This is a genomic window from Streptomyces sp. NPDC021093, from assembly GCF_044333135.1.
Classification (GTDB): Bacteria; Actinomycetota; Actinomycetes; order Streptomycetales; family Streptomycetaceae; genus Streptomyces.
Map to the genome: position 1 here is coordinate 455,139 of NZ_JBIRQJ010000001.1, position 16,460 is coordinate 471,598.

General features: G+C 71.6%; 12 protein-coding genes. 5 read left to right on the top strand and 7 right to left on the bottom strand.

Going from position 1 to position 16,460, the window contains the following annotated elements; all coding sequences use genetic code 11:
• The first annotated feature begins 45 nt into the window (after positions 1-45).
• Together ACH4SP_RS02120 and ACH4SP_RS02125 are read left to right on the top strand one after the other, a co-directional pair.
• Positions 46-1,386, top strand: a complete 1,341-nt coding sequence (locus ACH4SP_RS02120; protein ID WP_398408258.1) for an amidohydrolase — start codon at positions 46-48, stop codon at positions 1,384-1,386.
• Positions 1,387-1,471: 85 nt separating this feature from the next.
• Complete coding sequence (locus tag ACH4SP_RS02125) at positions 1,472-1,996, top strand: nucleoside deaminase (protein WP_398408259.1); 525 nt, start codon at positions 1,472-1,474, stop codon at positions 1,994-1,996.
• A 9-nt stretch (positions 1,997-2,005) separates the two neighbouring features.
• Here the strand turns inward: ACH4SP_RS02125 and ACH4SP_RS02130 are convergent, their stop codons facing one another.
• From ACH4SP_RS02130 to ACH4SP_RS02145, 4 genes are all read right to left on the bottom strand, one after another.
• Positions 2,006-7,291, bottom strand: a complete 5,286-nt coding sequence (locus ACH4SP_RS02130; protein WP_398408260.1) for a DNA repair ATPase — start codon at positions 7,289-7,291, stop codon at positions 2,006-2,008.
• A 52-nt stretch (positions 7,292-7,343) separates the two neighbouring features.
• Positions 7,344-9,389, bottom strand: a complete 2,046-nt coding sequence (locus tag ACH4SP_RS02135) for a flotillin family protein (protein WP_398408262.1) — start codon at positions 9,387-9,389, stop codon at positions 7,344-7,346.
• A gap of 63 nt (positions 9,390-9,452) precedes the next feature.
• Complete coding sequence (locus ACH4SP_RS02140; protein WP_398408263.1) at positions 9,453-10,058, bottom strand: hypothetical protein; 606 nt, start codon at positions 10,056-10,058, stop codon at positions 9,453-9,455.
• Positions 10,059-10,232: 174 nt separating this feature from the next.
• Positions 10,233-10,853 carry a TetR family transcriptional regulator gene (locus ACH4SP_RS02145; RefSeq protein WP_398408264.1) on the bottom strand — a complete coding sequence of 207 codons (621 nt, stop codon included), beginning with the start codon at positions 10,851-10,853 and terminating at the stop codon, positions 10,233-10,235.
• 144 nt (positions 10,854-10,997) lie between these two features.
• Between ACH4SP_RS02145 and ACH4SP_RS02150 the strand changes: the two genes are divergently transcribed.
• Positions 10,998-12,008: an oxidoreductase gene (locus tag ACH4SP_RS02150; RefSeq protein WP_398409504.1), complete on the top strand. Its 1,011-nt coding sequence runs from the start codon at positions 10,998-11,000 to the stop codon at positions 12,006-12,008.
• On the opposite strand, the gene ACH4SP_RS02155 is transcribed toward ACH4SP_RS02150, so the two are convergent.
• Positions 11,977-12,675 carry a TetR/AcrR family transcriptional regulator gene (locus ACH4SP_RS02155; RefSeq protein WP_398408266.1) on the bottom strand — a complete coding sequence of 233 codons (699 nt, stop codon included), beginning with the start codon at positions 12,673-12,675 and terminating at the stop codon, positions 11,977-11,979. The two genes, ACH4SP_RS02150 and ACH4SP_RS02155, sit on opposite strands and share 32 nt — an antisense overlap.
• A 179-nt stretch (positions 12,676-12,854) precedes the next feature.
• Here ACH4SP_RS02155 and ACH4SP_RS02160 point away from each other — a divergent pair, with 179 nt between their 5' ends.
• Both ACH4SP_RS02160 and ACH4SP_RS02165 read left to right on the top strand, forming a co-directional pair.
• Positions 12,855-13,778 carry an MBL fold metallo-hydrolase gene (locus tag ACH4SP_RS02160; RefSeq protein ID WP_398408267.1) on the top strand — a complete coding sequence of 308 codons (924 nt, stop codon included), beginning with the start codon at positions 12,855-12,857 and terminating at the stop codon, positions 13,776-13,778.
• Positions 13,779-13,869: 91 nt separating this feature from the next.
• Positions 13,870-14,472 carry an isochorismatase family protein gene (locus ACH4SP_RS02165; RefSeq protein WP_398408268.1) on the top strand — a complete coding sequence of 201 codons (603 nt, stop codon included), beginning with the start codon at positions 13,870-13,872 and terminating at the stop codon, positions 14,470-14,472.
• On the opposite strand, the gene ACH4SP_RS02170 is transcribed toward ACH4SP_RS02165, so the two are convergent.
• Positions 14,462-15,343 (bottom strand): RimK family alpha-L-glutamate ligase, encoded by an 882-nt coding sequence (locus ACH4SP_RS02170; protein WP_398408269.1) that lies wholly within the window; start codon positions 15,341-15,343, stop codon positions 14,462-14,464. The two genes, ACH4SP_RS02165 and ACH4SP_RS02170, sit on opposite strands and share 11 nt — an antisense overlap.
• A gap of 20 nt (positions 15,344-15,363) precedes the next feature.
• Positions 15,364-16,296: a RimK family alpha-L-glutamate ligase gene (locus tag ACH4SP_RS02175; protein WP_398408270.1), complete on the bottom strand. Its 933-nt coding sequence runs from the start codon at positions 16,294-16,296 to the stop codon at positions 15,364-15,366.
• Positions 16,297-16,460: the final 164 nt, after the last annotated feature.

A 16,460-nucleotide genomic window follows, 5' to 3' on the forward strand; every position in this document is an offset into this window, starting at 1 on the left:
CACACCCTCCGCGCACCTGCCCACCAACTCAGCAAAGGAACCAGCATGACCGCCGACACGTCCGCCACCTCCACCGAAGGCTCCGCCGTCACCGCGCTCCTCGCCGGCCTGGACGGACAACTCCCCGGACTGCTGGCCCTGTACAAGGACCTGCACGCCCATCCCGAGCTGTCCTTCCACGAGTTCCGTACGGCGAAGACGGTCGCCGACCGGCTGCGCGCCCAGGGCTGGGAGGTCACCGAGAACATCGGCGGCCGCAAGGGCGTCGGCGACAGCGAAGGCATCGGTGGCACCGGAGTCGTCGGCGTCCTGACCAACGGCGAAGGCCCCGTCGTCCTGCTCCGCGCCGACATGGACGCCCTTCCGGTTGAGGAAGAGACCGGACTGCCGTACGCCTCCACCGCCACGGGCACCGACCCGGACGGCAACGAAGTGCCCGTCATGCACGCCTGCGGACACGACATGCACGTCGCCTGCCTGCTCGGCGCCACCGCTCAACTCGCCGCGCACCGCGACGCCTGGCAGGGCACCGTCCTCGCCGTCTTCCAGCCCGCGGAAGAAGTCGGCGGCGCGCCCTTCATGGTCGAGGACGGGTTCCGGAACCGCTTCCCCCGCCCCGACATCTGCCTGGGCCAGCACGTCCTGCCCGCACCGGCCGGTTTCATCGCCACCCGGCCGGGACCGACCATGGCGGCCTCCGACAACCTCAAGGTCACCCTCTTCGGCCGGGGCGGCCACGGCTCGTCGCCGGAGACGACCGTCGACCCCGTGGTCATGGCCGCCGCCGTGGTGATGCGCCTGCAGACCGTGGTCTCCCGGGAGATCGGCGCCTCGCACTCCGCCGTGGTGACCGTCGGTTCGCTGCACGCGGGCACGAAGGAGAACATCATTCCCGACACCGCCGAGCTGAAGATCAACATCCGCTCCACCGCCCCGGCCGTCCGGGAGCGGATACTCGCCGCGATCGAACGCATCGTCCGCGCGGAGGCCGCCGCCTCCGGAGCCCCGAAGGAACCCGAGTTCACCACCCTGACGGCACTTCCGCTGACCTACAACGACCCCCACAGCACAGCCCTGGTCCAGCACGTACTGGGCGAGGTCCTGGGGGCAGGGAACGTCCTCACCCTGCCCCAACCGCTCAACGGCACCGAGGACTTCGGCACTTTCGGCACCGCCCTCGGCGCCCCCTCAGTCTTCTGGCAGCTCGGCGGCGCCGACCCGGCCCTCTTCCAGGGCGTCACTCTCGACTCCCTGCTGGAGGACGGCCTGCCCGAGGGCATCCCCACCAACCACTCTCCGCACTACGCCCCCGTGCCCGACCCCACCCTGCGCATCGGCGTCACCGCGCTCCTCGCCGCTGCCGCCCATTGGCTGCAGGGGGCATGATCACGGAGGCTCTCTCCGTGAGCCACCACTGTCGTCCCATCACCATCCCCACCCCCACCCCCATCACCATCCCCAAGGAGTGACCGTGCCGCACAGCATGTCCGCCCCATCTGCCCAGCCCGCCCCGTCCGCCCAGCCCTCCCCGCACGACGAACGCCATCTCGTCGCCGCGATCGCCATCGCCGCGAGCGCGCGCAAGAACGGCAACCACCCCTTCGGCGCCCTGCTGACCGACGCCGCGGGAAACGTCGTCCTCGAAGCCGAGAACACCGTCGTCACCGAATCCGACGTGACCGCCCACGCCGAGACCAACCTCGTCCGCAAGGCATCACGCACCCTCTCGCCGGAGCAGTTGGCCGCCGCGACCCTGTACACCAGCACCGAACCGTGCGCGATGTGTGCCGGAGCCATCTACTGGAGCGGCATCCGCCGTGTCGTCTACGCGCTCGGCGAGGACGAACTGGCCGTCCTCGCCGGCACCAGTGGCGAACACCTCCTGCTGGCCCTGCCCTCCCGCAAGGTCTTCGCACACGGCAACCCCGTGGTGGAGGTGGCAGGCCCCTTCCTCCACGAGAGCGCGGCGGCGGTGCACACCGGCTTCTGGGACTGATCCGGCGGCTCAGCGGAGTTCTCGGCCCCCCTCGGCCGCATGTCGGCCCGTCGGCCTGTTGAGCAGGTGGCGGGGGTCGGTCGCGCGGACGATGGCCGACTCGACGGCGGCGACGCGGTCGGCGAGCAGGCCGAGGGCTGCGACCGCGCGGCCGAGGCCGTCGTCCGCGGCGCCGCCGAGCGCCTGGGTGCGTACGTACGCAGCGGTGATCTCCGCCCAGCGGGCTGTCTGCGCGGAGGTGAGGGTGCCGCGCAGGGCGGCGAGTCTGAGGAGGTTGGACTCGGCGCCGGTGGTGAGGGTCTGCGCCTCGCCTGTGTAGTGGTCGTCGATGACGGCGGTCAGTTCGGTGTCGTTCATGGCGGGGCTGATCCGCTGGACGATCTTGTTGAGGTTGCGGTACGAGCCCTGGAGCTGGAACGGCGGTTCGGTACGGGAGGCGTCCGTCTGCGCGGCCGATGCGATGTACGCCTCGTTGACGGCGAGGACGGTCCTCCGCGCGGTCAGCAGGTGCCGCAGCACCGCGAGGATCCGGTCGAGTTCGGCGGGGGAGTAGGGGTGGGCGAGCCGGTCGGCGTGCGCCGAGGGGTCGGACTCGGCCAGCCGTACCAGCAGGTCCAGTTCGGCGCGGTCGCGTCCGGCGAGCGGGGCCAGCACCGGGTGCGAGGTCAGCGCGTTCTCCACGAAGCTGGCCGCGAAGGCCGCTTCCTTGCCGGTCAGTACGTCGCCGAGGTTCCAGACGTCGGCCCGGTTGGCGAGCATGTCCGGGATGCGGAAGCGCTGCCCCGATTCGGTGTACGGGTTGCCCGCCATGCACACCGCGAAGCGTTTGCCGCGCAGGTCGTGGCCGCCCAGGGTGCGGGTCGCGTCGCACAGCGGGATGAACTTCTGGAGGAGTTCGGGCGAGGTGTGCTGGATGTCGTCCAGGTAGAGGAGGACGTTACTGGCCGCCGTCAGCGCGAACTCGATCTTCTCGATCTCCCGGCGGGCTGCCGTGTTCGGGGCCTCGGCCGGGTCGAGGGAGGTGACGTCGTGGCCCAGGGCGGGCCCGTCGACCTTGACCAGCAGCATGCCGAGGCGCTCGGACACGTACTCCATCAGCGTCGTCTTGCCGTAGCCGGGCGGCGACAGCAGCAGGAGCAGACCGCTGCTGTCGGTGCGCCGGCCCTCCCCGGCCGCGCCGAGCTGCTTGGCGAGGTTGTCGCCGACGAGCGGGAGGTAGACCTCGTCGACGAGCCGGTTGCGGACGAACGCCGACATCACCCGCGGCCGGAACTCGGCCAGCCGCAGCCGGTCCCGCTCCGCGGCGACGAGGGTGGTGCGCAGCTTCTGGTACGCGGTGAATCCGGGCGCCGTACGGCCGGTGAAGTCGGACGTACGGGCGAGGAACTCGTCGAGCCGCAGCGGGAGGGCGCGGGTCCGGCGGTCGATGCGCGGGTGGGAGCCGAGGAGCCCGAGAACCGTGGTGGTGAGGGGCGCGTCGACGTCGTGGCGGGGCAGGTCGGGGCAGAGTTCGACGGCGACGGCCTCCGCGAGGTCGCCGGGGTCGACGTCCTCGCCGGACGCGGCGGCGTACGAGGCGAGCCAGCCCCTGACGACCCGGAGCGCGGGGGAGAGCTCCCCGGCCGCCAGATGGGCGCGCACGTCCGCGTCGTACGGGCAGGAACCGACGGTGCGGCGGAACTTGTCGAGGAAGGTGCGGGCCGCGGCACTCGTGGCGAAGGACGCACCGGCGGCCAGTTCCTCCACGAGGTAGGCGGCGGAGTCCGTCGCACGTGCCTCGCCCAGTACCGGAGTCACCGCTTCGAACTCGCCGAGCGCGTCGCCGAGTTCGGTCCGCAGCGCCTCCAGGTCGTGGACCGTGCCGAAGGCTTCGCGGGCGCGTACGAGGGAGTGTGCCTGGCGGGTCCAGGTCTCGCGGGCGGCGGCCGTCGTGCCGTACGTCCAGAAGAGCTGGGCCGTGGCGCGGGCTGCGGCGCGATGGCTCAACTGTCCTGCTGCGTCCGAAAGCTGGAGGACCGCTCGCAGGATCGCCGTCGCGTCGTGGTCGTGGACGCCGCGCTCGTACCCCTCGTCGTACGCGGCCTCGGCGGCGTGCCGTACGAGATCGGCGAGTGCGGCGGCGTCGGTCTCGGCCAGGGTCCGGGTGCCGTGTGCGGCCAGCACCCGGGCCGCCAGGTACTCCGCGCGGTAGACCCGCGGCGACTCCGACACCAGGGTCTGGGCCCAGTACGGGCGGGCCGCCGCGAACGCCGGGTCGGTGACCGGGGCACGGTAGTCGGTGCCGGTGAGGGCGAACGCCATGCCGTCGTCGCCGTGCGGGACCAGGGTGAGTTCCGGCTCCCGGGTGGCGACGGCGAAGCGGTGGCGGCCGAGCCGGATCGTGTTCCCGCCGTCCGCGTACAGCTCGGTGCGGTCGCGCAGGGTCCGGCCGGCCTCCTGGCGGGCGGCCTTCAGCCGGCCCTCCAGCTCGTCCGCCCTTACCTGGTCGCCGAGTTCACGCAGGTCGGCGGCGGTGCGCCGGACCTTCTGCGCCATCGGGTCCGAGGCGAAGTACGTGTGCACCGCGTCGAGGGACTCCAGTGCGGCGGCCCGCCGGGAGACCGCCTCAAGCGCCCGGTGCGCGGAACCGGCGAGCCGTTCGGCGCGCCGGGCACGGGCGTCCTGGAGGGCCTGCCGCCGTGCGGCGAACGTGTCGTGCAGGTCGCCCCGCTGCCGCTCGGTCTCGGCGAGGAAGTCGTCGTGCTCGGCGTACCGCGACTCCAGGTTCTCCAGCTGGAGCAGCAGCCGGGCGAGCCCGGCGTCGCACGCCTCCGGGCTGTCCGCCGCGGCAAGGGCCCCCGCCACGGACTGCCCGAGCAGGGCGAACTCCGCGGCGAACCCCGCCCGCCCCTCCCGCTCCAGCAACTCGCGCCGCCGGCCGTCCAGCTGGGCGCGCACCCGGTTGATGGAGCCCAGCACTTCCGCGATGCGCTCCAGGATGGACGTGCGTACGGTCGCGTCCGCGATGTCGAGGCCCGTCACCACCTCGGTGAGGGTGCGCAGCCCGGCCGTCCGCCCGTCCAGCTGCTCCCCGAGGGGCCCCGCTGCGGCGACCGTGGTGATCGCCGCCGCGTCCGCCGCCAGCCTCTCGGTCTCCGCGTGGTGGTCGGCGAACGCGTCGGCACGGCTCAGGAAGGCGAGGGCGCGTCCAGCCGCCGACACGATGTCCTGCTCGGCCTCGGCGGCCAGCGAGTCGATGCGGTCGGTGTCCGCGTACCGCATCTCCTTGAGGGTGGTCAGGCGGCCCTGCGCCTCCCGCAGCCCGGTGATCCGGGCGATCCACTCCTCGGCGCTCGCCGGTGCCTCGCCCCTCACCTGGCGCACCAGACGGGCGAGCCGGGCGGCGGACGCGTCGAGCGCCTCGGCCGCCTGCCGGGTCAGCGCGGTGACGGCTCGGAACTCCTCCAGCACTTGTACGGCGGTGCCGCGCACTTCCTCCAGCGGGGTGCGCAGATCACCGGCCGCCGCCTCGCCCAGCCAGTGGTGCCGGTCGCCGCCGCGCACGCAGGCGGCGGCCAGCTCCTCGTACCCGGCGGCGGTCGGGGTGGTCCCGGTGGCCTGCCGGGCGACGGCCAGACAGTCGGAGATGCCGCACACCAGGTCGGCGTTGCCGATGCGGGCGAGCGGCCCGCTGCCGGCCGGTGCCTCGGCGGCGTGCACGTCGGAGACGTACGGGCTGTGCCACCACTGCACTTGGTGCACCCGGCCGGGCTCGCTGCCGTCGCCGCTGCCGTGGCCGCTTTCGCCGCCGCGCAGGACGGCCAGGCCGCCGTCGTCGAAGAGCGCGAACCCGTCGCCGGTCAGCGGGGTGGCCACCGCCTTGCGGATCAGGTTGTACGGAAGCAGCAGCGTGCGGCCCGTGGCCTGCGCGCGGTGGACGAACAGCACGTCCTCGCCGTTGGGCGAGCGCACCGCCCGCTCGAACTCCAGGGCCTCGGTGTCGACCGCGTCGAAGGTCTTGACCGTGCCGGAGGCGAGCGCGTACCCACCGGGGAAGACGATGCCCTGACCGTCGGGCAGCCGGTGGCAGGACTGCCCGATGCCGTCGAGCCGGACGACGGTGCCGGTGAGGGTGTTGAAGACGAGATGACGCGTGGCCCGCTCCTTGTACGGGCGCACCCGCAGCAGGATCAGGGCGCCGACCCGGGCGTGGGCGACGTCCGCGTCGGCGAGCGACTGGAGCGGTTCGTCCACCGGCTCGGAATGGATGCCCTCGGCGGACTCGGTGTCGTCGTCGGTCTTCACGGTCAGGGAGCCGCCGACCGTCGTCACGAACACCGCGCCGCCGTCGACGGACAGGTGCGGGTGGCGGCCGAGCACCTGGTCCTCGCGGGTGGCGGGCACCCAGTCGAAGTCGTACGCGGGCGGCAGCGCGAGGTCGCGTTCCCCCTGGGCGTCCAGAAAACGCACATGGCTGCCGGGGCCGCTGGGGCTGCTGTGACTGTCAGGACCACTGTGCCCGCTGGGGCCGCCGTGTCCGCCGGGGCCGAGCTCCCAGCGCAGTACGCGGATGTCGTCGGCCCGCTCCCCGGTGCGGAACACCGCGAGCAGCCTGCCTTCCTCGCGGCGCAGCTGGAGCAGCCGTGCGTCCTGGAAGTAGCGGTGCAGGTCGGCGAAGGCGGCCACGAACGCGGCATCGTCGAGCAGCCCGGGGACGGCACTGTGCGGCAGCGGCTCGCCGGCACGGTCGTACAGGGTGAAGACGTCGCCGACGGACGGCTGCGAGGAGCCCCGGGCGGCCCCCGCGTGATGTCCGAGGAGCAGGGCGCCGCCGACGGCGACGAGGTCGCGCGGCACACAGGCCGCTCCGGTGCGCAGCCGGGCGGTACCGCTCAAGGAGAGCTCGGACGAACCGAACTCGGCGATGCGCGCCCGGTTCAGCTCCTCGGCCCGCCCGGCCAACTCGGCCGCCTGGACGGCCAACCGGTCACGCAGCACTTCGTAGGTGCCGATGTCGACGGCCGAGGCGGGGGCTGCGGCAGCTGCAGGGGCGGTGCCGGTGGCGCTGCGCTCGACGGTGCCCGCGCCCGCGCCGGTGGCTGTGGCAGCGTCCGCGCCGGTAGCGGTGGGGGTACCCGCGTTCGCACCCGTGCCCGTGCCGGTGCCCGCGCCCGTGCCGCTGTCCATGCCCGTACGGGTGGCTGTACTCGCACCCGCGCCCGTACCGCTACCCGCTCCTCCCGGGCCCGCGCCCGACGACAGTCCTTCGGCGACGCCGGTGTTGTTGTGCACTTCCGTGTTCCTGCCGGTGTCCATGCGATGCCGCTCCCTCGTGTCCCTCACCCTTGACCGCTTCCCCCCGGGGAGGTCAGCCCTTCGCGGTGCCGTTCATCGCGGTCAGCGGCTGGTCGGAGAGGCCCAACCGGTCCGCGTGGTCCAGCAGTTGCTGGAGCTGGCCGCTCTGCCCGCCACCGGACCGCATCAGCTGCATCAGCAGCGCCGACACCGTCAGGTTCTGCACGTCGCCGCTGCCGACCGAGGCCAGCGCCTTCGTCAGGTCGTCGGTGAAACTGGACGTGCCGTCCAGCCACGGTCCGGCGAGCGCCTGCGCCGTCTCGGAGTTCTGCACGAAGCCGTCGACGCTCTTGCCCAGCGAGATCGAGCCCACGATCCGGTCGAAGAACGCGCTGTCGCCGCCGACGATCTGGATGTCCGCGCTCTCCAGGCCGGTCGCCAGCACCGTCGCCTGCGCCTCGGCCACCTGCCGCTGCGCCTCCAGACCCGCCATCCGTACGTCCTTCTCCGCCTCAAGCCGGAGCCGGAACTCCTCGTGGGTGCGGGACGCCTCGTCCAGCGCCGCCATGGCCGCGGCCTTCTCCGTCAGCCCCTCGGCCTCCGCCTTCAGCTTCCCGCCGATCGCCGACGCTTCCGCATCGGCCATCGCGCGGGCGCCCGCGGCCTCCGCCGCCAGCCGTGCCTCGGTGGCCTGCGCCTCGGCGCGGCCCGCCTTCTCGGTGACGGCCGCCTCCGCGTCCCGTACCTGCACCTCGGCCAGGCCCGCCGCGGCGGACTCCGCCTGGACGCCCTCGGCCAGCCGCAGCTTCGCCTGCGCGTCGAGGTCGGCGGACTTCAACCGGGCCTCCGCCAGGGTGAGTTCCTCGGCGGCCCGGTGCACGGCTGCCTGCTCGGCGGCCTCGGCCGCCTTGATGTCCTTGACCAGGTTCTCCTGCGCGACGGCCTCCGCCGCGATGACGATCGACTGCCGGTCGCGCTCGGCCGCCTCGACGGCGCGCAGCCGCAGGATGGACTCCTCCTGCTCGGCGACCGTACGGTCCACCGCCACCCGCTCCCGTACGACCTCGGCGATGTCCCGCTTCTCCGACTCGACCTCCTTGTCGGCGGCGATCCGCCGCAGCTGCGTCTCCCGCTCCCGCGCGATGACTTCGAGGAGCCGGTCCTTCTCGATGCGCTCGGACTCGATGGCGATGACCCGCTCGCGGTTCTTCTCCGCGACCGCGACCTCCCGGGCCTGGTTCTCGCGCTGCACGCCGAGCTGCTCCTCGGTCTTCAGGAACGCGCTCTGCGCCCGCAGCCGCTCCTCCTCCGTCACCCGCGCCGTCTCGGCCTCCTCCTTGGCCCGTACGGTCTCCACCTCGCGGCGCTGTTTGATCTCGGCATCCGCCTGCCGGCGCTCCAGTTCCAGGATGGCCTCGCGGGCGTCGACGTTCTGCCGGGTGATCTCCTTCTCCTCGTGCCGCTGGAACTCGTTGGTGCGCACCCGCTCGACGGCGGTCAGCTCGGTGATCTTCCGGATGCCCTGGGCGTCCAGGATGTTGCTGCTGTCCAGCTGGGCGAGCGGCGTCTGCTCCAGGTAGTCGATCGCCGCGTCCTCCAGGCTGTAGCCGTTCAGGTCGGTGCCGATGACCTGGATGATGCGGTCGCGCAGCTCGTCGCGCTTGGTGTAGAGGTCGGTGAAGTCCAGCTGCTTGCCGACGGTCTTGAGCGCCTCGGAGAACTTCGCGTTGAACAGCTCCTGGATCGTCTCCTTGTCGCTGGCGCGCTCGGTGCCGATGGCCTGGGCGACCTTGATGACGTCCTCGACGGTCTTGTTGACCCGTACGAAGAAGGAGATCCGGATGTCGGCCCGGATGTTGTCCTTGCAGATCAGGCCGTCGCGGCCGGTGCGGGTGATGTCGATGGTCTTCACCGAGATGTCCATGACCTCGGCCTTGTGGAGCACGGGCAGGACGACCTGCCCGGTGAAGGTCACGTCGACCTTCCGCATCTTCGAGACGATCAGTGCCTTGCCCTGTTCGACCTTGCGGAAGAGCCGGGTGAGGACGAGCAACAGGCCTACGGCCACGAGCAGTACGACGGCGCCGAGCACGACGGCGCCCACGGTGATGGCATCCATGGGAAATCCCCCGATGAGTGGTACGGGCGGAACGAGAAGTACGAAGGCGGAGCGGGGACGGCGTCAGCCGCGCGGGTACAGCTCCATGCCGAACGGCGAGACCCAGAAGAACTCGCCGTCCTCGTCGTACGCGTAGAGCAGTCCGGTGCTGCCGAGGGCGAGCGCCTCGGTTCCGTACTGCCGCACCTGTACGACGGAGGTCGAGCCGTCCCGGGCTGCGACCTCCGCCTGGCCGAACCTGGAGTCCACCCGCCCCGTGCGGATGGTGCAGGTCAGCCCGACGAAGTCGTGCCGGGACGGCCCCGGTTCGTCGGGGAAGAGCTTGGCCAGCGGCCGTACGAGGATCCGGGTCAGCGACCTGGCGACCAGCACGGAGGCTACGAGCACGGCGGTGCCGACCACGGCGCGTCCGGGGCCGGAGACCCCCGCGCGGGCGGCGAGTACGGAGCCGCTCAGGCTCAGGAACCACGCCAGTGCGACGAACAGGGACGCCGACACGGAGACCGGCACCCCGCCGAACCCCAGCACGTCCGTGTTCACATCGCCGTCGAAGGCGTCGTGGTCGGCGCCGCCGATCAGCACCAGCAGCCAGAACCCCACGACGACGACGAGAGCGGCGGAGAGGAGCAGGGTCGGAAAACCGGCGGCGGCATCCAGGAACTCCCCCATCACACACGCCCCTTCGTTTCCCGGCTACGGCAGCACTGGTCTTCCAGTGCCCCGGCAGCGCCATGCTCTCCGAAGGGGGCGCTCTCCTGCATTGCCGTAAACCGGCAATCTTTACGCCCTCTTAATGCCGGTGGGTGTCCCGCTGCGGCGAACGGGCCGCGCCGGCTGTGCGCCCTAAGGGGTGGTGTCCAGCGCCGGGGCGACGACCTCGAAGGCGCGGTCGATCAGTTCCAGTGCGTCGTCGGTGCCGTCGCTCTCGCTCCACCGCTGGAGCACCGTGTTGAAGGCGGTCAACGCCGTCCCGGCGGCCAGTTGGGGGTACAGGTCGCCGCCGGTGTCCAGCCCCTGACGGGCCGCCAGCTCCGTCGCCAGGTCCTCGCGCCACTGCGCCTGACGTTCCAGGAACCGGGCGTGCAGGGCGGGTGTGCGCAGGATCAGCTGGACCACGCGCAGTGCCCGGTCCGAGTGGTCCGCGCCGCAGGCGGCGAGCGGAACCGAAACCGCGTGCCGCAGTGCCACCGAAGGGCGCTCCCCGGCGGGACGGGCCGCCAGTCCCGTACGGATTCCGATGCCCATGTCGGCGAGGAACTGGACCACCACGTCCTCCTTGGACGCGAAGTACCGGAAGAAGGTCCGCTTGGACACCCCGGCCGTCGTCACGATCTCGTCGACGGTGACCGCGTCGAACCCCTTCTGGGCCAGCAACTGCAGTGCTGCTTCTGCCAGTTCGTCGGAGACGAGCTGACGCTTGCGCTGGGCGAGGCTGCTGGGGCGGCTTTCGGGGCGGGTACTCATCCAGCCATGCTACACACCATGCCCTCCATGGCACTCAGTATCGTCTTGACACCAAGTGCCACCAACGGCAGTCTCTGCCGCATGACTCCACGCAACAAGTCAGAGCAGCAGCAGTCGGAGCAGCGCCAGTCGGAGCAGCGCCAGTTGGAGAGGCAGCAGCAGTGGACCGCCGCCCGGATTCCCGATCAGAGCGGCCGGGTGTGCGTCGTCACCGGGGCCAGCAGCGGTCTTGGCCTGGCCACCACCCGGGCGCTCGCCCGCAGCGGTGCCCATGTGATCCTGGCCGTACGGGACGAGGAGAAGGGCCGGCGGGCGGCCGCCGGAATCACCGCCGAACAGCCGGACGCACGTCTGGAAGTGCGCCGGCTCGACCTGGCCGACCTCGACTCGGTACGCGCCTTCGCCGACCGGCTGCACGCCGACCACCCGCACCTCGACGTCCTCGTCAACAACGCCGGCGTGATGGCGCCGCCCCGCACGCTCAGCGCCCAGGGGCATGAGCTGCAGTTCGCCTGCAACCACCTGGGCCACTTCGCTCTCACCGGCCTGCTGCTCGATCTGCTGGCCGCGTCCGGCACCGGTTCCGGCACCGGTTCCGGCACCGGTTCCGGCACCGCACCCGGCGCCGACTCCCGTGTGGTGACGGTCAGTTCCGTCAATCACCGGAACCGGAAGACGCGCATCGACTTCGACGACCCGCACGGCACACGCGCGTACTCGGCCATGGGCGCCTACAACCAGTCCAAACTCGCCAACGCCGTCTTCGGCCACACCCTCCACCAGCACCTCACCCGTACCGGCAGCCCCGTGCGCAGTGTGCTCGCGCACCCCGGCTACACCGCCACCAACCTCCAGCTCAATGGCCCCATCGGCCTGTGGCGCGTGGTCTTCGGCCGCATCGGCAACCCGCTGCTGGCCCAGTCCCCGGAGCGGGGCGCACTGCCCCAGCTGTACGCGGCCACGGCCCCGGACGTGTCGGGCGGCGACTTCATCGGCCCCGACGGGATGGCGGAGCTGCGCGGCGGACCGACCCGCGTGGAGCTCGCCCCTGCCGCGTCCGACGCCGAAACCGGCCGACGGCTGTGGGAACTCTCCGAGCAACTGACCGACGTGCGCTACCCGTTCACGCGCTCGCGGACGGCCCCTTCGGCCTGAGTGCGCGGGTCAGGCCGTCCAGGGCGGCGCCGTCCACCGGCGCCGTCCCTGTCAGGGTGCCGACCAGCGCCTGGGCGAGGACGGTCGCGGAGCCGATCCGGGTGTCCTCGCCCTCGTCGCCCGTGACCTTGCCGAGGACGGCGTCGCGCACCGACCGGGAGATGTCCGGGTCGCCGAAGAGGTCCGGGAAGGACAGGGCCATCAGGCACACGCCCACGTTGGCGGAGAGGATCGCCCGACCGGCCGCTTCGGGGGCCGTACGCAGTCGGCCGGCCGCGCGGCAGCGCTCCACCGCGGACAGGAGCAGGGCCTGGGCCTCCTTGATCCCCTGCGGTTTGGCGTCCGCCGCGTCGCCGGTCGGCGTGAACATCAGCCGGTAGAGGTGCGGGTTGCCGAGGGCGAAGGACACGTGACTGTCCCAGGCGGTACGGAGGTCGGCGACCGGGTCCTCGGTGAGGGGGTTGCGCCTCTTGTTGGCGAGGAAGCGCTCGAAGCCGAGGTCGGCGACCGCCGTGAGCAGACCCTGCTTGTCGCCGAACTGGCGGTAGATCTCCGGCATGCCGACCTTGGCCAGGTCGCAGATGGCCCGGGTGGAGATCGCCAGCGCGTCCTTGGTGGCGAGCAGCTCCGCGGTGGCTTCCAGGATGCGCTCTCGTGCGGTCGACATGGCTCCCACGATAACAGCGGCTGATATCAGCGCTAACGGTTCTGAGCTGGGATTGTTATCGATGATTACGTGATGTGTTAGCGTTGCAAACGTGTTCGGGGCCGACCCGCTTCCCGGGGCCCGACCGTTCGTGACCCTGCACGTTCGTACGAGAGAGCTGGTACTCACCCATGGCTTCCATGAACCGTTCGACGTTCCTCCGCGTGGCCTCGGCCGGCGTCGCGGCCGCCGCGAGCGCGGCCCTTCTCGCGGGCTGCGGCACCGATGCCGTCGCCAAGGACAGGGGCAAGGACAAGGAGAAGGACAAGGACAGACGTCCTGGCTCCGCGTTCACCGTGACGCACGTGGGCGGGCCGACCACGCTCCTGGAGATCGCCGGTGCGCGCATCCTGCTCGACCCCACCTTTGACGCGCCCAAGAAGTACCCGAGCGGCCTGGAGAAGAAGCAGGCCCCCGCCTTCGGCGTCGACAGGCTCGGGAAGATCGACGCGGTGCTGCTCTCGCACGACCAGCACGACGACAACCTCGACGACTCGGGCCGCGAACTGCTCAAGGACATACCCGTCGTGCTCTCCACGCCCGGCGCGCACCAGCGCCTCGGCACGCACGTCACGGGTCTGAAGAGCTGGGAATCCAGGAACCTGAAGACCTCGCGCGGCACCCTCAAGGTCACCGCGGTGCCCGCCCTGCACGGCCCCGACGGCGTGGACCGCGGTGCGGACGGCGAGGTCACCGGCTTCGTGCTCAGCGGCAAGGGCGTCCCCACCACCTATGTCTCGGGCGACAACGCCTCGGTCAAGGTCGCGAAGAAGGCCGGCGAGCGCATCCGGAAGGAGATCGGCCGCATCGACACGGCCGTCCTCTTCGCGGGTGCCGCCCGCACCCCCGCGATCCTCGACAACGCCCCGCTGACCCTGACCTCCAAGAACGCGGCCCTGGTCGCGAAGGAGCTCAACCCCCGCAAGGTGGTCGCGGTGCACACCGACAGCTGGAACATCTACTCCGAGGACATGGCGTCCCTCGTGAAGGCGTTCAAGGACCAGGGCATCGCCCAGCGGCTCGTCGACCTGGAGCCGGCCGGAACCGCCAAGAGCCTCCGCTAGAAGCCCCGTTCACTCACTTTCCGCATCCCGATCCAGCACTTTCCGCATTTCGATCCAGCACTTTCAGAATCCCGATCCAGAAGGAACTCCCATGGCTGCCTCCACCACCCTGCGCGCGCTGAACGGCTTCTCCGAGGAACTGCCGCGGCTGAGCGAGTCGACGCTGCTCCTGATCGACTTCCAGAACACCTACCGCACCGGCGTCATGCGGCTCGACGGCGCCGAAGAGGCCGTGGCCGCCGGTGCCCGGCTGCTCGCCGCGGCCCGCGCCGCGGGCGCCCCGGTCGTCCACGTCGTCAACGACGGCGGCGAGGGCACCCCGTACGACATCCGGGCCGAGATCGGCGCGATCAGCAGCGAAGTCGCCCCGATCGAGGGCGAGAAGGTCGTCGTCAAGCAGTTCCCCAACGCCTTCCACGACACGGACCTCCAGGAGATCCTGGAGGGACTGGGCGGCAGCGGCAGTCTCGTCATCGCAGGTTTCATGACCCACATGTGCGTCCTGTTCACCGCGCAGGGTGCCTTCAACCTCGGCCACCGCCCGACCGTCGTCGCCGAGGCCACCGCGACGCGGCCCCTCCGGGCGCCGGACGGCTCCGTGCTTGCGGCGGAGGTGTTGCAGGCCGCGAGCCTGACCACGGTTTCCGACCTGTTCGGCACGGTCGCCCGTACCGTCGACGAGCTCAGGGCCTGACCAGGCTCTCGGCTTCTCGGACGCCGCGGCCCGTGCGCAGCGCCATTGCTGCCAGGGCCTCTGGGGCGCCCGGCTGATTGCGGATGCCGGGGAAGGCGTTGATGTCCACTATCAGCGGAGTCTTCGCATCCGGATCCGTCGGCGGATTCTTCGCCTTCGGATCCGTGCCGGTGCCGATGACATCGACCCCGTACACGTCGAGCGCGAAGACCTGGCCCACCCGGCGCACCAGGTCCGCCCAGCCCGACGGCAGGTCCGCCAGAGCGAGGGAGCGGGTGTCGCTCCGCCCGTCCGGTGCGAGTTCGGAGCGGCGCAGGGCGGCGAAGACCTGGTCGCCCACGGCCCACAGCTTGTGGTCCCAACCGCTGTTCGGGGCGAACTCCTGCACCACGACCGGCTCCTCGGGGTGCCGTGCGGCCAGCTCCCGCAGCTGTCCATGGGTGTCGACGCGGGCCACGAGATCGTGCTTGCGGCTGTGCCGGCTCTTGACCACCACCGGGGCCGTGAGATCCGGGAGGTCCGTGAGGCCTGTGGGGTCGGCGAGGGCCGAAAGCGAGGTGAAGGTGCGGGTGGGAGCGAAGGGGAGTCCGGCCCGCCGGGCCACGTCCGCCATTTCCGTACGGTCCTGTACGCGCGCCGTCGCCGTCGCCGAGTTCACCACCCGCGCACCGCGTCGCTCCAGGTCGCGGGCGAGGGCGAGGGCGTGTGGCGTACGGGACTTGAGCAGATAGACGTCTGCGGGCGTCCGGTCGGAGACGGACCGTACGGTATCCGGATTCACCACCTCCACCCGGTGCTCCGGGGTGAGCAGCGCAGCGGTCGCGGCCAGCAGGGGGTGGTCGGGCGTGGGCGTGATCAGGCCGATCCTCATGCGGCCTCTCACCTGCTCCCTCATGCGTTCTCACCGGCCGCGACCGCTATGTGTGCGGGGTAAGCGGGGGAGGAGAGGGGTTCGGGGTGGGGCCGGGGCGCCGGTACGGAGAGTGCCCCGCCCGCAGCGGAAGCGGTAACCGGCCCGCGCCGGGCCAGCTCCAGCACCGCACGCGCCACCTGCGCCGCCGCGTCGGGCACCCGCCGGAAGCTCGGGAAGTCGTTCACGTCCACGACGACAGGACCGTCCGGGCCGAGCAGCACGTCCACCCCGTACAGGTCGAGTCCGTACACGGCCCCCACCCGGGCGACGGTCTCCGCGACCTCGGCCGGCAGCGGCACCCGGCGCTCGCGCACGGTGTGCTCCGGGTGGAGCGGGGAGCTGCGCTCGGTGGCGTACAGCCTGCCCCCGACGCAGTACACCTTCAGGTCGACGCCCGGGTTGGCCACGTACGGCTGGGCTATCAGCATGCCCTCGCCGGCCAGTTCGGGGAGGAGGGCCGTGAGCCGCTCCGGCGTCGGCACCAGGTGGACGGAGCGGCCTGCGCTGCCGTCGGCGGGCTTGACGACCAGCGGGTACGCGGACTCCGGTATGTCCAGGAGGAGCCGAGGGCCGGCGGCCGCGTAGGTCGGTGGCACGGGGAGGCCGTGGCTGCGGCCGATCGCCGCCGCCAGGGCCTTGTCGCGTACGCGGCGTATGGCCCGGGCGTCGTTGACGGTCGTCAGTCCGGCTTCCGCCGCGGCTTCGAGGAGGGTGAGCCCGGGACCGCCGGACACCGTCTTGAGCACCCACGCGTCGTGCGTGCCCGCCCGTACCGCCTCGGTCATGTCCAGCAGGGAGCCGCCGGGCCGCACCACGTCCACTTGGTGCCCCCACGAGGTCAGTGTGCGGATCACCTCGATGGGCATGCCGTCGTGACGGTAGTGCTCTTCCACCAGGAAGCAGAGCCTCATCGATGTTCCCCAAAACCCCCGGACGTCCGCCGATCCCGTCCGGCGAGTGGTGACACGTCAGGATGTCATGGCCCGTCAGACGGAGATCTTCCGCCCGTCGGTGAAGAGGAGCGAGGGGGCCGAAACGGAGGCCGCCCCTGCGGATGGGGGTTTCCGCAGGGGCA

Bases quoted from the DNA above. Each gene is read 5' to 3' on its own strand.
- ACH4SP_RS02120 (WP_398408258.1), top strand. From the start codon at position 46: ATGACCGCCGACACGTCCGCCACCTCCACCGAAGGCTCCGCCGTCACC.
- ACH4SP_RS02130 (WP_398408260.1), bottom strand. From the start codon at position 7,291: ATGGACACCGGCAGGAACACGGAAGTGCACAACAACACCGGCGTCGCC.
- ACH4SP_RS02135 (WP_398408262.1), bottom strand. From the start codon at position 9,389: ATGGATGCCATCACCGTGGGCGCCGTCGTGCTCGGCGCCGTCGTACTG.
- ACH4SP_RS02140 (WP_398408263.1), bottom strand. From the start codon at position 10,058: ATGGGGGAGTTCCTGGATGCCGCCGCCGGTTTTCCGACCCTGCTCCTC.
- ACH4SP_RS02145 (WP_398408264.1), bottom strand. From the start codon at position 10,853: ATGAGTACCCGCCCCGAAAGCCGCCCCAGCAGCCTCGCCCAGCGCAAG.
- ACH4SP_RS02155 (WP_398408266.1), bottom strand. From the start codon at position 12,675: ATGTCGACCGCACGAGAGCGCATCCTGGAAGCCACCGCGGAGCTGCTC.
- ACH4SP_RS02160 (WP_398408267.1), top strand. From the start codon at position 12,855: ATGAACCGTTCGACGTTCCTCCGCGTGGCCTCGGCCGGCGTCGCGGCC.
- ACH4SP_RS02165 (WP_398408268.1), top strand. From the start codon at position 13,870: ATGGCTGCCTCCACCACCCTGCGCGCGCTGAACGGCTTCTCCGAGGAA.
- ACH4SP_RS02170 (WP_398408269.1), bottom strand. From the start codon at position 15,343: ATGAGGATCGGCCTGATCACGCCCACGCCCGACCACCCCCTGCTGGCC.
- ACH4SP_RS02175 (WP_398408270.1), bottom strand. From the start codon at position 16,296: ATGAGGCTCTGCTTCCTGGTGGAAGAGCACTACCGTCACGACGGCATG.